The organism is Spirosoma sp. 48-14 (assembly GCF_001898575.1).
Taxonomy (GTDB): domain Bacteria; phylum Bacteroidota; class Bacteroidia; order Cytophagales; family Spirosomataceae; genus Spirosoma.
This window is the reverse complement of sequence record NZ_MKUD01000044.1, coordinates 14671-27784: the sequence shown is the minus strand read 5'-3', so window position 1 is coordinate 27784 and position 13114 is coordinate 14671. Positions and strand designations below refer to the sequence as shown.

Sequence of the window (13114 nt, the reverse complement as noted above, 5' to 3'; positions counted from 1 at the left end):
TTATACACGCCGAACTACTGAAGGAAAAGAGTTTTATAACGTTTGTAATCAGTGTCTTAGCCTCCTATTTCGCTTAGCCCCTGTTTGTGGGCAACTCGTTTGTTTCCGAGCGAAAGAGCTTCGATTCGGGGAATCAGCACGAGTAGCAGCACAAACGCAAGTGGGTATAGCAAGCCCGAGGCAATCCATAATGGTCGATACGAATACTGCTGAATCACAACACCCATCAGCGGATTAAGCAGTAAGCCCGACACGGCCCCCGCTGTTCCCGACAGACCAACAACCGTAGAAGTCGCCTTCTGGCCGAACATGTCCGAAATGGCCGTTATGTAATTGGTAATCCAGAAGCCATGTGCAAACATGAACACGGCCATGAGAGCAACCGCTGTATGGACCGACGAAACCCACTCGATGGCCGGTGCTGCCAGCGTCAAAATAGCCGCTATACCCATGACCGTTTTGCGGGCTTTATTGACTGAAAAGTTAAAGGCAATTAGCTGTCCCGAAAACCAGCCACCGAGTACGTTGGCAATGCCCAGCGCTAGAAACGGTATCCAGAAAAGGCTTCCAATTTGCTCGAAAGGCACATGACGAACCGAACTCAGGTACTTCGGAATCCAGAACATCATGAAATAGAAAACCGGATCGAGCAGAAACCGAATGACGATAAACACCCAGGTTGCTTTCTGCCTGAACAGTTGTAAAAAAGGAACCGTTTCGGACGGCTTACTGGCTTTTTCGATAATCAGATTTTCTGTTTTCCACGGAATGAACAACCAGATAATTACCCAGACAATGCCAATCAGACCGGGTATTAAAAATCCTCCCCGCCAGCCATAATTAGCCGATAGCCAGATGGTTAACGGTGGAGCTACGACTGCGCCAATGGCTGAGCCACCAATGGCGATGCCGTTAGCCAGAGCCCGTTCTTTTTTGTCGAACCAGCGATAGACTGTCCAGGCTGCGCCCGGAAAGCAACCGCCTTCCCCCATCCCCAGAAAGAACCGGAAGGTCAATAGCTGGGTGAATGAATTCATCACCGCATGAAGGCTATTCGCCACCGACCAGATACCTACTGACAACGCCAGGCCGAGTTTTCCACCTACCCGGTCGATCAGCCAGCCGCCCAGCGTGAACATGATGGCATAGCTAATCAGGAAACTGGTGTTGATCAGGCCATATTGAACGTCCGTAATCTTAAACTCTTCCTGGATTTTCAGAATGGCAATGGAGAGCACCTGTCGGTCCAGAAAGCTGAGTCCTGTGGCGATAAAAAGCAGGAAAACAATCAACCAGCGCAGGTGCTTTTGCATTTTACTTAACGCACTAAGTTAGTTTATGCAAAGGTATAAGTCTGAAAAAGAAAAAATCAACTGTTATGGTATTTTTTTTTAATCAAATAGAAATAATTTCATGGCTATAAAGGGTTGGCGCATCGATCTGGTTTTCAAAAGCCGATCGGTTCAATAAACAATTATATTGAGCCACAAAACCTGAAAAGACGATTCATTGCCCATGCTAACCAATCAACAAACAACTACGCAGACCCTCGATGCCGTATTGGGTGGCCTGATGCGACGATATAGCGAACGCGTTCCCGATGTTCAGAAAGTTATTGAGGCCATGATCGATGAAGGCATTATCAGCGCGGCCAGCGAGATCGAAAATGACCACATTGCGTTTCGGACCATGGGCGTACCCAATCTGGGCATTGCGTCGTTCGAGAAGATTTTCCTGCATTACGGATATGAAAAACGGGATGCGTTCAATTTCACCGGGAAAAAGCTGACCGCTTTCTGGTTTAGCCCCCCCGGACCACACTATCCGCGCATCTTTGTTAGCGAGTTGCGGGTGCATGAGCTTTCGGAGGAAGCACAACAGATTATTCATCGGTATACCGATACCGTTACCAGCGACCCGGTCGATTCATTGGATCTGGACGATGCGGCTGCGGTCGATCAGTTCCTGCACCAGCCACTCTGGACAACGCCCACGCTGGCGGATTACCAGCGGCTGCTGGATGAGAGCGAGTATGCTGCCTGGGTTATCTTTAACCGTTATTATCTGAATCACTTTACCATTAGCGTACATAACCTCAAATTGGGCTATAATACCATCGACGAGTACGTAGCCTTTCTGGAACGGCGGGGCTTTCGGCTCAACACGGCTGGAGGAACCATTAAAGTGAGCCCTGACGGCGACCTTCGCCAAGCTTCAACAGTGGCCCAGATGATCGATGCCGAATTTGCGGGTGGCGACGTTTATCGGATTGCCGGGTCGTATGTCGAGTTTGCCGAACGTCGGGTGCTTCCCCAGTTTCGCGATTTACCTGCCGATCAGATCGCCCGTCAGCATCGGCGCGAAGGTTTCGAGACGGGCAACGCCGACAAGATTTTTGAGAGTACATTCACAACACAAACTGGTAAGTAATTCATTGCTTACAAACCCTAAACCCTCATGAAACTCTCCTTTCTACTCGCTGGGCTGCTTTTGAACAGTCTGGTTTCGCTGGCGCAGAAGCCCGCGCCCGTCGGTATTCAGCTTTACAGTTTTCGGGACCAGTTTGCGAAAGATGTACCGGGAACGATGGCGAAAGTAAAGCAAATGGGATTTCGTGAGGCAGAGATAGCTGGAACCTACGGAATGAGTCTGGGCGATTTTCGCAAACTGCTGGATCAGAATGGTATAAAAGCCGTCAGTACGGGGGCCAGTTTTGAGGACCTCGATTCGAATGTGCCGAAAGTACTGGCCGAAGCGAAGGCGTTAGGAGCGAAATATGTGGTTTGTACCTGGATACCCCACGCTGGGGATAAATTCATGATTCATGATGCCGATCGGGCTATCGATGTGTTTAACACGGCCGGGAAACTTTTAGCCGAAAATGGAATTTCGCTTTGCTATCATAACCACGGCTACGAATTCCAAACCTATCAGGATGGTACCTTTTTCGATTACCTGGCCGAAAACCTGGACCGTAAGGTAGTGAATTTCGAAATGGACGTGTTTTGGGTAAAATCGCCGGGTTATGATCCGGTTGCCTTGCTACAGAAATACCCAAAACGGTTTGTTCTGATGCATCTGAAAGACCGTAAACCCGGCACCCCCGATAGTCAGACGGGTCATTCGGATATTGAATCGAATGTTACGCTGGGACAGGGCGATGTAGGCATAGCCGCTCTAATGAAACAGGCCAAAAAATCAGGTGTTAAGCACTTCTTTATTGAAGATGAATCGTCGCGTTCGATGGAGCAGGTCCCCCAAAGTGTGGCTTTTCTGGAAGGCTTGAAGTGATAGACCACGGATTTTTATGATTTGTTAAGATCAGTGTAAATCATAACAATCATAAAAATCTGCGGTCTATTGGTTAAAGGAGTGAACCTGCCTGGCCAATGTTTCAATATCTTCCGGTGTGTGAAAGGCACTGATCACAATCCGGGTGTTGGCCCGGTCGGCGGCTGTTGGATAGGCAAACGAATAAATCAGAATAGACTGATCAAGCAGGTACGGGTAGAGATCATCTCGTTTAGTAAAAAAGACCGGATACCCGTTGGCATGGTGAAAAAGCCCGGTGGGCAGGAGCAATTCTTCGGCCAATGCGATGTTCTGACAAAGCCGTTGGTAGGCATCTGTATACAGGTTTTCGGCCCGAAGAAAAACATCGAGATAAGCGGGGGGCATGGGCGAACAGGCCCCAAAAAAAGCAGTCTGCCGAATGGATTGGATCGTGTCGGTAGTGCCTAGGACAACACCGCCCGGAAGGCCCATGGCTTTAGCCAGTGAAGCTGTAACCAGCAGATTCACATTGGATTTTTTGCAAAGCTGCGGCCAGATACCTCGCCCATTGTTTAATACGCCCAACCCATGCGAATCGTCGACGACCAGTGTAATCGGATGGTCGTTTGGCAAGGCATCAATCCAATCGAAGGGGTAATAGTCGGAGCAAACAGCATCGAGCGAGTTGGTCAGAATAGCAATTGGGCCGGGCGGAGTTGCATGTACCTGTTCAGACAATTGTGCGGCCCAGTCGCTGAACGACACACTGGGTAACGCAACGGCTGGCTCGTGCCAGATGGCCGGGTGAGCATTGGGCGCATAAATAAACGTAACGCCCTGTCGACGAAGCCAGTTCATGATTACCTGACCCGCCATCATACCCGACGATAGGGTTAGGGCTGTCGGGGTTTCTTCCAACCCAGCCGACACTACCGACGCGAGTCTGGCTTCGGCCTGTTCGTAAATACCCAGACGCAGGTTGCCATTTCGTGAGCTGCCAAACACGGTGCCGTACCGAAGAATAGCTTCCTGCATAAGCTGCTGAAAATCTTCACGTTGTGGGAGACCGAGATAAGCTGTTCCGCTGAAGAATAAATAATCCTGACTGTTGTAACGAATCGTCCGGTTGGGTAGATGATCGATGTTAAAAAAGGGGCTCATTTCGCTACGATCAGTTATGGTCACCTGACAAACGGACTCCGGTTCCATTTTCTACGGAGTAAACGACCTTGCCATAATCGAACGTAACACCCGTGGCGGGGTCGTTGGCAATGAGCATAGCACCATCCAGATCGGCATAATCCAGCAAGGGAAGCAATTGCGCAATGGCCGAAATTCCTACGCTCGATTCGGTCATGCAGCCAACCATCACCTGTAAGCCCAGTTCACGAGCGCGGCTAATCATGCGTCGGGCGGGCGTGATACCACCGCATTTAGTGAGTTTGATATTTACACCATGAAAATACCCGGCACAGCGGTCAACGTCGCTTTCGATGATGCAGCTTTCATCGGCAATAACGGGCAGGGCGCTTTGTTCATACACGAGTTTGGCTCCTTCCCAGTCAGCAGCCGGAAGGGGCTGCTCGATAAACTCAACGTTCAGCTCTTTGAGAAGCCTGGATTTGGCAATGGCTTCGTCGGCACTCCAGCCACAGTTGGCATCGACCCGAAACAAGGCATCGGTATGTTGCCGTAATGTCTGCACCAGATGAATATCCTCGTCGGGACGGCCCAGCTTTATTTTGTAGAGCGGCCAGGGGCGTTCCTGCATCTTTTCGACCATTCGCTGGGGCGTGTCGAGGCCAATGGTATAGTCGGTAACGGGGCTACTGGCAGGATCAAGATTCCAGAGTTTGTAAAGCGGTTGGCCCCGGCGTTTCCCCCATAAATCCCAGGCCGCCTGGTCGAGCGCACACAGGGCAAACGGATTTTGCTCCAGATGAGGGTACATATCGGCCCAGAACTGTTCGGGCGTGGCCAGCTCGTGTGCTTCAATCGGCTCGCGGATGGCTTCCAGGGCGGCAATCATACCCTCTATCGTAATACCGTAATATTTGGTAGCCGTAGCCTCGCCAAAACCACGATGATCACCGTCCCGAAGTTCTACGATCAGCGAAGGTTGTACGTCGCGGCTATCGTGGGCAATGGTAAATGTATGGTTCAGGCGCAGGTCGACCCGATGAAAACGCAATTGCATTCGTGTGAACGGATTTTTATAAAATTAGCCCGAACAGCCTATCGTCGGTATGGTTCCGATATAGACACTCTTCTTTTAAATCTTTATTAATCTATGTTTTATGGCAACCAATACCATGCCAACCCGGGTCTTGACATTCAGTTTCTGAAAAACGCTGTCGCGATAGCCTTCTACAGTTCGCGGACTGACAAACATTCGTTCGGCTATCTCATTATAGGTCAACTCACTACAGGCCAGTGTCAGAAATTCCTGTTCCCGATCGTTCAGGTTAAAGGATTGTGGCGGAGTTGAGACAGGATGTGTAGAGGGGGCCACCAGATTATTGACAAGATGATTTGCCAGGAAATCGGAATAATAAAACCCTTTCGACATCACATCGTCAAATGCCTGGCGAAGTTCGGCCGGACGGCAATCTTTAAGCAGGTAGCCTCGGGCTCCATTTCGGATCATACGGATGATCTGGTCTTCCCGATCTTCCATCGACAAAACCAGTACCCGTACAGCGGGATAACGCAGTCGGAGTTGTTCGGTTGTTTCGAAACCGTTCATTTCGGGCATGTTTACATCGACCAGCGCAATATCGGGTAGCTGGCTACTTTGGTCTAGCTGGGTGAGTAAATCCAGACCGTTTTCGGCCATTAACAGAACGTCGTAGTTCTCAAATTTTCGAATCAGATCGGCTATGCCCGCTGCTACCAGCCGGTGGTCATCAACAATGGCTATCTGGAAAGGCATCAAAGTAAGGGAGTGGGTCAGGATTTCTTACCGAAAGTAGACTGCGAATAAGTTAGGGTTTGGCTACGAATGATGAGCCATTTATAGGTGGATTAACTGGTAAACGAATTTCAATTTGGGTGCCTTGCCCCGGTTGACTGGTAATGGTACAGGTTCCTTTAAGCAGGGCCGACCGATTATAAAGATTATACAGCCCCGACCCCGTTTGCTTCAGGTCGCGAGATTTGGCTTCTTCAACATCGAATCCGCGTCCGTCATCTGCAATTGTTAGGGCAAAGGCATCGTGGCTATAGTCGGTTATGAGTTTCAGATGGCGGGGTCTTGCGTGTTTGAGCGCATTGTTCAGCGATTCCTGAGCCATGCGTAGTAACACGATTTCGGTTTTTTCGCCCAGCGAATAAGGTTCGCCCTGGGTAAGTAAGGTTGTTTTTATTTTTCCGCTCCGCTCGATACGCTCCAGTTCATGCGTTAAACTGGGCAGAAGTCCGAATCGGCCTACCACATCCTGATTGAGGCTTTTGGAAAGCATACGCACTTCCTGGATAATTGTTTTGACCAGGTCGCGCGTTTGCTGAACGGCTTGCTGGGTATCGGGTTCCTGAACGTCGTCTTCAAGTGTGTTCAGGCGCATGGTCACTACAGTTAGCAACTGCCCTATATTGTCGTGAAGATCCTGGGCGATCTGCAGAAGTGTCTGATTCTGAATCTCAATTTGTGACTGAAGAAGTTCTCGTTGATATACTTCCTGAAGGCGAGTCATTTCCTGTTGCTGGGCCTTATGGCGTTGCTTATACAGAAAGATGATTGAGGTAATAAAACCTGCCAGGATGAGCAAAAGTAACGTCCCCACCAAAATAACCAGAACAACATCGGGTGGGGGAGAGGAAGGCATACGTTAAGATCGTTGGGTATGTGGCAAATATCGTAGATATATATATATAGCCAACAAAAAAAACACAAACAATATAAAATCCATTAATTCATGAATCCAGTAAACCATAATGGCGTAATTAGCCGTATTGGCTAACAGATAATTCATCAATCCCTGGGCAAAGAAGCTTCCCAAGGAAGAAAACAACAGCCCTGTCGAAATCCAGAAAGAGGCTTCCTGCTCCAGCGCTTCAACTTTTATGTCGACAAACATCCGCCATAAGTAATAGCTGGACCAAATGGCAATTAAGGCATTGAAGAGCGTTGTCGCATAGGAGTTATACTGGTTCCAGGGTTGGATGGTAAGGGATAGCGAAAGAGATATAAGGGCAAACAGAACGAGCGAAACCCGGATAATGCGTTTGACGAACGGCTGATCGATCAGTTTTTCGAACATCAGCCCATACAGCACATACTGGATAATGATAAGAATGTGATAAACATGGATATTGGGTTTGTGATGAACAGCCCCTATATAAATGCTGTACCCAGTGCCAAGCCAGGTAATGGCAATGGCACTACCTAAAATTCGGAGTGGGGGCGTAAGTATCCGGTAGTTGACTAAATACCAGCCAGCACCTACGCCCAATAACGTCATATAGAGATATGTATCCCACATAGTCTCAATTTACATACTTGTATACCGATCATCCTCATCCTGAGGGCATGGCGGAATCTGACAGCAGCAGGGAGCTACGGTTGTATCAACATCGTCGCGGGCCCGACCATCGGCCTGTGTAGGGGCCATGAATAAAAAGTGGCGGCCTGTTTCATCAATGCCGTAATAGATTTTTGCATGTTCAGACTGGCAAAGATCCAGAATCGCCCTGATTTCGGCAACATCAAAGAAGTCGACGCGATAAAACCCTTTTAAATCTTTTTCAGCCAGGAGTTGGTCATAGCGTTCGCAGGCTTCTTTAAGTTTGAGTGGATCGGTAGGATAAGGTTCTTTATTGACTGGAGTATTCATGGTGTATATATGGATTAGATGGTTTGCTCAAACCTAAGGGCTTACCCAGTCATAAGCAATGGTATCCGTAAAGCTGGGAAAATATATTTACAGATAAGATTCTGGTAATTAGCATATTATATGTTTGTTCTTTAGTGAGTGCGTTGTTTTTGGTAAAAAAAACGGGAAAAAACCCGTTAAAAAAACCGTTGTTCCCACCGTTGTTTTCGCGTGTTTTTACATGAAGAAATGTTAAGTCTATTGTTCATATTTGTACAGCTTTCTTCCTCTATCACGTCACATCTTCCTTTGTAACCCGATTGTGCGCCGGACTTCTGTCTGGCGTTTTTTTTATGCCACATCGTTAATGAATAGCTACACGGTTTGCGCCTGTATGGGCTTGTTTTTGAGGATGTTGTAAATTTTTTTGACCAGTCATCAATCCAAGCTTACCATTCTGTGCGTAAGTCTGCATGTTGTCGACACACAGTAAACTTTCAAAACACATCAACCAAGTCAAACAACAATGAAGACGCTTAAAATCGCATTTGCTATACTCAGCTTAGTAGCTGTTAGTCAGGTTTCATTTGCCCAGGAGAAAACGGTGACGGTAGGTGGAGCGCCTATGTATCCTTCTAAAAACATTATTGAGAACGCCGTTAATTCGAAAGATCATACGACACTGGTAGCCGCCGTGAAAGCAGCAGGTCTGGTCGAAACCCTGTCGGGTCCTGGTCCATTTACAGTCTTTGCACCCACCAACAAAGCGTTCGATAAACTACCAAAAGGTACAGTCGAAACATTGGTGAAGCCCGAAAATAAGCAAACACTGACGGGTATCCTGACCTACCACGTTGTACCGGGCCGTATGAGCGCCGAGGATCTGATGAAGGCTATCAAAGCAGGTGGCGGCAAAGCTACCCTGAAAACAGTAGCGGGTGGTACACTGACTGCTATGCAGAAAGGGAAGAAAATTGAACTGACCGATGCAAAGGGCGGTGTAGCAACCGTAACCATTCCTGATGTTTTCCAGTCGAATGGGGTCATTCACGTAATCGATACGGTGCTGATGCCGTAAGTAGTGGATGCTGACCAGGTTCCGATTAAGCTTGAACCTGGTCAGCTATTTTTTTAGGTTTTGTATCAATTCGGCCAGATGCGTTTTTACCATATTGATACGAGTCTGATACAGATGATCGTCGGTGGAGAGTAACCGGGTTCGGCGCAGATTAGGTGAACGCAAAAACTCCGATGCATAGCTATACATCAGTGCATCGACCTGCTTTAGTGACCTGGAAAGGTCGAAGTTGAGCGATGAATTAATGCTCACTGCCTTTTGAGCTGCCGCGCTACCTTCTTCAGGTGGAATGCGTTGATAATCGACCGAAAGCGTATTCGTGAATAGATCCTGATCGCCGTAGAGTACCCGCCCGTTCACAATTGTACACCGGACCGAGCGATCATCCTGAGTAAGTAAGGCAGTTAGAGGAGGTTGTTGTGGAGTCTTTTTCTGCAAAATAAAGAAATCGGCATTGTAGCCAGTTTGAATGCGCCCGGCTGGTATATCACCCAAAGCCAATGCCGGATTTTGGGTCACCATAGCGAGCAACTGGGCATCGGAAACTGCCAGCCCAACCACATTGCAGAAATGACGGGCAAATTTCAGTTCATCCCAAACATGTTTGCTGCCACTTGGCGCCCAGTCTGATCCCAGACAAATATTGATGCCCTGATCAAGCAGCGTTTGTGCCGGAATGGTATCTCGATACAGAATCAGATTCGACACCGGCGACCAGACAATACTAATGCGATTGTCGCGCAGGAAATCAATCGTCGATGGGTCCGAATAATCCAGACCACAAGCGTGGGTAAGCGTCAGATGAGCCGTTTTCAAGGCGTCTTTATTGGGAAGGCTGGCAAGTGCCTGTCGAAACTCTGAAAACTCCCGTCGGCTAAATCCATCCGGTTTGCCTGCTTGCAGATAACCCGCACGCCCTTCGGCAATATGGGCAATAGACGCATAGTACCGATTGTTCCCCTGTTGTACGGAAGTTAGAAAATCGTTGAAGCTCGGATGGCGCATCATGGGCCAGTCGGCTGTATTTTCCTGAGCGCGTATAGGACTACCCGGTGGGTCGAAATTAGGCCCCGGTCTGACGAAATCGACTACCGAAAAAACTTTTTTGGTGGCTGGCAGACCTAGTTCGGTAGGGGCACCTGTGTTCCGGATAATGAAGTTCGGCAAGCTTGCATTCGTTTCCAGTTTAATGGTTTGCTGGGCCAGGGTCGTACCACCGGCAACGGCCTGTAATTCAGTGATAACCCCATGCATCTTCTGGACTTCGCTGATGGCCGATGCCAGCATAACCGGCGTTGTTACAGTGCTTTTTTCGGCTGTCAGGGCTTGAATGAACGGCCGGGTAAAATCCAGATAATCCGTTACCCAATTGGCTTCGACATAGTCTTTGAAGCTTTTGATGTCACGTAGATATTGCTCATTATTCCGCCATTGAAAGCGATTACTCCAGACAGCCGGACTTTGCCAGAGCGGGAAAATATTGTATTCCGAATGAACGTGTAAGTTGATGAGTCCCGGAAATAGTACCTCATGATCCGCGAGTTCGAGCACGATCAGGTCGGGTAGTGAGAACGGCACCTTGCCTGGTTGAATCGCTGTAATTCGCCCATTCTGGACTAGAATCGTCTGAACCGATTCGTGTCCCTGCGAATCGACAACATGACCAATAAGGCATAATGGGCGCCCTGACGAAGCAATCATAACTGAGTAGGATGGGGTATATTATTGCGAATTTCAGGAATTATCTGATGATATATATGGCATAAGGAGGTGTTTGGGTTAGATTATTGGTATTAATCGTCTGGTTGCCGTACATTCGCTAGTGTACAATACGATACAACCTCCTCTGATGACTACCCGACATAAACCTACATTCACGAAAATGCCCCAGCGATTCCCACTGGCCGTTGTACCATTTCTATCATGGGTCTGCTGGGTTATGTTAACGCTTATTTCAGGTAACCTATCCGCCCAAAAGCTGACAGCGGCCAAAATGGATGCGCTGGTCGATAAGCGGATGTGGCCTGCCATCGACGAACTTAGCGAGTATGTGGCACTTCCCAACGATGCCATTAATCCGTCCGACATCACGAAAAATATAGCCTGGACCGAGAAAGCATTCACGAAGCGTGGCTTTCAGACCAGTGTGCTGAAAACGAACAGTTTGCCGGTAGTACTGGCTGAAAAAACATTTCCCAAAGCAACAAAGACCGTTCTGTTTTATTTCCACCTCGATGGTCAGCCGGTACGGGCGAATGAATGGAATCAGAAAGATCCGTTCGTTACTGTGCTGAAGGAGAAAGACGGGGCTGGTCAGTACAAAGCGCTGGCTGGTGATCTTCCCCAAACAACGGTTAATGATGAATGGCGCTTGTTTGGTCGCTCCACCTCCGACGATAAAGGGCCAATCATTATGTTGCTGAACGCCCTCGACATTGTTCAGGCAGAAGGCAAAACGCCCCCCTTTCATGTGAAGGTGATTATCGATACGGAAGAAGAAAAAGGATCGGCTGGTCTAAAAGGTGCGTTGGCCGCTCATAAAGACAAACTTCGGGCCGATTACATGATTGTGATGGACGGCCCGATGCATTCATCGAATATTCCAACGCTCACGTTTGGGTGTCGGGGTAATGCTGGATTTACCATAACGACCTATGGCCCAATCACCCAGCAGCACAGTGGTCATTTTGGCAATTATGCGCCGAATCCGGCGTTCCGGCTGGCCCGGTTGATTGCATCGATGAAGGATGAGCAGGGGAGGGTGCTGATTCCGGGTTTCTACGATGGTATTTCGTTCGACGAAGCGACCCAGAAGATTATGGCTGCCGTGCCCGATAAAAAGGAGGAGATCAATAAAACCCTGCTGATTGCTGATGAGGAAAAAGTAGGGCATAATTATCAGGAATCATTGCAGTATCCATCGCTCAACATTCGGGGTATGAAAGCCGCTGTGGTAGGAAAAGGCTCCGGTACCATTATCCCGGAGGAGGCCGTTGCCAGTTTCGATATTCGGCTGGTTCCCGAAACCGATGGCCAACGGATGATCGATCTGGTTCGGAAGCATATTGAGAAGCAGGGCTTTACTGTACTGGACCATGCCCCGACGCCTGAAGAACGATTGAAATACGCCCAAATCGTTTTCTTTGAAGGAAGTGCCGGTACGCCCGCTTTCCGAACGAACATTAACGAGCCCATGGGTGTTTGGTTGCGTAAAGCGATCACCGAAAACGTTGGTAAAGACCCGGTGATTATTCGGATGATGGGCGGAACCGTTCCCGTAGTACCGTTCATTCAGGAGTTGAACGTACCCGCTGTGTTGGTTCCTCTGGTGAATATGGACAACAACCAGCATAGCCCGAATGAAAACCTGCGGCTCGGTAATTTGCGGACAGGCATTAAAACCTGTCTGGCTATTTTGAATACGCCGTTGTAAGGATGGATAGATTACCTAGTATGACTATAGCAAAGGGGCTGTTGTTGATGATGAGTCTGCTGACGACGGTTGCACTGGCGCAAACGCCCTTTGCCGAGCAGATTGCCAAACACCGCGAAACGTACAAAAAGGACTTGCTGACCACAGCGGGCGGCCCGTTGAAACCGGACGATCTGGCGTTTGTTCAGTTTTACGCGCCCGACTCAACTTACCGGGTTACGGCCACGGTCGAACGGATAACGAAAGCCGAACCCTTCGACATGCCGACCTATAGCGGCAAAACCAAAGAGCATGTGGCCTACGCGCGGCTGTCATTTGTACTGCATGGTAAGCCCCATCAAATGACTCTATACCGGAGTCTGAATCTGATGCGCGTACCCGAATACCGCGACTACCTGTTTCTGCCGTTTAAAGATGCTACCTCCGGCAAAGAAACCTACGGCGGAGGCCGCTACATGGACCTGCGCACCGGCGACATTAAGGATGGAAAACTGACCCTGGATTTCAACAAAGCCTATA

The 13114-nt window shown here is 48.8% G+C and carries 13 protein-coding genes; 5 read left to right on the top strand and 8 right to left on the bottom strand.

Features of this window, described 5'->3' with window-relative positions; all coding sequences use genetic code 11:
- Window positions 1-56: 56 nt before the first annotated feature.
- A complete protein-coding gene (locus BGO59_RS21770) occupies window positions 57-1313 on the bottom strand; it encodes an MFS transporter (RefSeq protein ID WP_293686692.1) in 1257 nt (418 codons plus the stop codon).
- 202 nt (window positions 1314-1515) lie between these two features.
- Between BGO59_RS21770 and BGO59_RS21765 the strand changes: the two genes are divergently transcribed.
- Both BGO59_RS21765 and BGO59_RS21760 read left to right on the top strand, forming a co-directional pair.
- On the top strand, window positions 1516-2430 hold the full coding sequence (locus tag BGO59_RS21765) for a DUF1338 domain-containing protein (protein ID WP_293686690.1): 915 nt from the start codon (window positions 1516-1518) through the stop codon (window positions 2428-2430).
- 27 nt (window positions 2431-2457) lie between these two features.
- Window positions 2458-3291: a sugar phosphate isomerase/epimerase gene (locus BGO59_RS21760; protein WP_293686688.1), complete on the top strand. Its 834-nt coding sequence runs from the start codon at window positions 2458-2460 to the stop codon at window positions 3289-3291.
- Window positions 3292-3357: 66 nt separating this feature from the next.
- On the opposite strand, the gene BGO59_RS21755 is transcribed toward BGO59_RS21760, so the two are convergent.
- The 6 genes from BGO59_RS21755 to BGO59_RS21730 all read right to left on the bottom strand — a co-directional run bounded on the left by BGO59_RS21755 (window position 3358) and on the right by BGO59_RS21730 (window position 8105).
- Window positions 3358-4434 (bottom strand): aminotransferase class I/II-fold pyridoxal phosphate-dependent enzyme, encoded by a 1077-nt coding sequence (locus BGO59_RS21755; RefSeq protein WP_293686686.1) that lies wholly within the window; start codon window positions 4432-4434, stop codon window positions 3358-3360.
- A 10-nt stretch (window positions 4435-4444) separates the two neighbouring features.
- Window positions 4445-5470: a dipeptide epimerase gene (locus BGO59_RS21750; RefSeq protein ID WP_293686684.1), complete on the bottom strand. Its 1026-nt coding sequence runs from the start codon at window positions 5468-5470 to the stop codon at window positions 4445-4447.
- Between the two features lie 75 nt (window positions 5471-5545).
- The gene (locus tag BGO59_RS21745; RefSeq protein ID WP_293686682.1) at window positions 5546-6205 is read right to left on the bottom strand and encodes a response regulator transcription factor; all 660 of its coding nucleotides are present in this window, start codon (window positions 6203-6205) and stop codon (window positions 5546-5548) included.
- Between the two features lie 52 nt (window positions 6206-6257).
- Window positions 6258-7097 (bottom strand): sensor histidine kinase, encoded by an 840-nt coding sequence (locus BGO59_RS21740; protein ID WP_293686680.1) that lies wholly within the window; start codon window positions 7095-7097, stop codon window positions 6258-6260.
- Between the two features lie 3 nt (window positions 7098-7100).
- On the bottom strand, window positions 7101-7754 hold the full coding sequence (locus BGO59_RS21735; protein WP_293686679.1) for a hypothetical protein: 654 nt from the start codon (window positions 7752-7754) through the stop codon (window positions 7101-7103).
- Between the two features lie 9 nt (window positions 7755-7763).
- Complete coding sequence (locus tag BGO59_RS21730; RefSeq protein ID WP_293686677.1) at window positions 7764-8105, bottom strand: hypothetical protein; 342 nt, start codon at window positions 8103-8105, stop codon at window positions 7764-7766.
- A 505-nt stretch (window positions 8106-8610) separates the two neighbouring features.
- Here BGO59_RS21730 and BGO59_RS21725 point away from each other — a divergent pair.
- Window positions 8611-9162: a fasciclin domain-containing protein gene (locus tag BGO59_RS21725; protein ID WP_293686676.1), complete on the top strand. Its 552-nt coding sequence runs from the start codon at window positions 8611-8613 to the stop codon at window positions 9160-9162.
- A gap of 45 nt (window positions 9163-9207) precedes the next feature.
- On the opposite strand, the gene BGO59_RS21720 is transcribed toward BGO59_RS21725, so the two are convergent.
- On the bottom strand, window positions 9208-10863 hold the full coding sequence (locus BGO59_RS21720; RefSeq protein ID WP_293686674.1) for an amidohydrolase family protein: 1656 nt from the start codon (window positions 10861-10863) through the stop codon (window positions 9208-9210).
- A 238-nt stretch (window positions 10864-11101) separates the two neighbouring features.
- Between BGO59_RS21720 and BGO59_RS21715 the strand changes: the two genes are divergently transcribed.
- Window positions 11102-12595, top strand: coding sequence for a M20/M25/M40 family metallo-hydrolase (locus BGO59_RS21715; RefSeq protein ID WP_293686672.1), 1494 nt, complete (start codon window positions 11102-11104; stop codon window positions 12593-12595).
- 20 nt (window positions 12596-12615) lie between these two features.
- On the top strand, window positions 12616-13114 hold a 499-nt coding region (locus BGO59_RS21710), incomplete at its 3' end, for a DUF1684 domain-containing protein (RefSeq protein WP_293686670.1).

Coding starts and splice junctions, on each gene's coding strand:
- BGO59_RS21770 (WP_293686692.1), bottom strand. CDS start 1,313: ATGCAAAAGCACCTGCGCTGGTTGATTGTTTTCCTGCTTTTTATCGCC.
- BGO59_RS21765 (WP_293686690.1), top strand. CDS start 1,516: ATGCTAACCAATCAACAAACAACTACGCAGACCCTCGATGCCGTATTG.
- BGO59_RS21760 (WP_293686688.1), top strand. CDS start 2,458: ATGAAACTCTCCTTTCTACTCGCTGGGCTGCTTTTGAACAGTCTGGTT.
- BGO59_RS21755 (WP_293686686.1), bottom strand. CDS start 4,434: ATGAGCCCCTTTTTTAACATCGATCATCTACCCAACCGGACGATTCGT.
- BGO59_RS21750 (WP_293686684.1), bottom strand. CDS start 5,470: ATGCAATTGCGTTTTCATCGGGTCGACCTGCGCCTGAACCATACATTT.
- BGO59_RS21745 (WP_293686682.1), bottom strand. CDS start 6,205: ATGCCTTTCCAGATAGCCATTGTTGATGACCACCGGCTGGTAGCAGCG.
- BGO59_RS21740 (WP_293686680.1), bottom strand. CDS start 7,097: ATGCCTTCCTCTCCCCCACCCGATGTTGTTCTGGTTATTTTGGTGGGG.
- BGO59_RS21735 (WP_293686679.1), bottom strand. CDS start 7,754: ATGTGGGATACATATCTCTATATGACGTTATTGGGCGTAGGTGCTGGC.
- BGO59_RS21730 (WP_293686677.1), bottom strand. CDS start 8,105: ATGAATACTCCAGTCAATAAAGAACCTTATCCTACCGATCCACTCAAA.
- BGO59_RS21725 (WP_293686676.1), top strand. CDS start 8,611: ATGAAGACGCTTAAAATCGCATTTGCTATACTCAGCTTAGTAGCTGTT.
- BGO59_RS21720 (WP_293686674.1), bottom strand. CDS start 10,863: ATGATTGCTTCGTCAGGGCGCCCATTATGCCTTATTGGTCATGTTGTC.
- BGO59_RS21715 (WP_293686672.1), top strand. CDS start 11,102: ATGTTAACGCTTATTTCAGGTAACCTATCCGCCCAAAAGCTGACAGCG.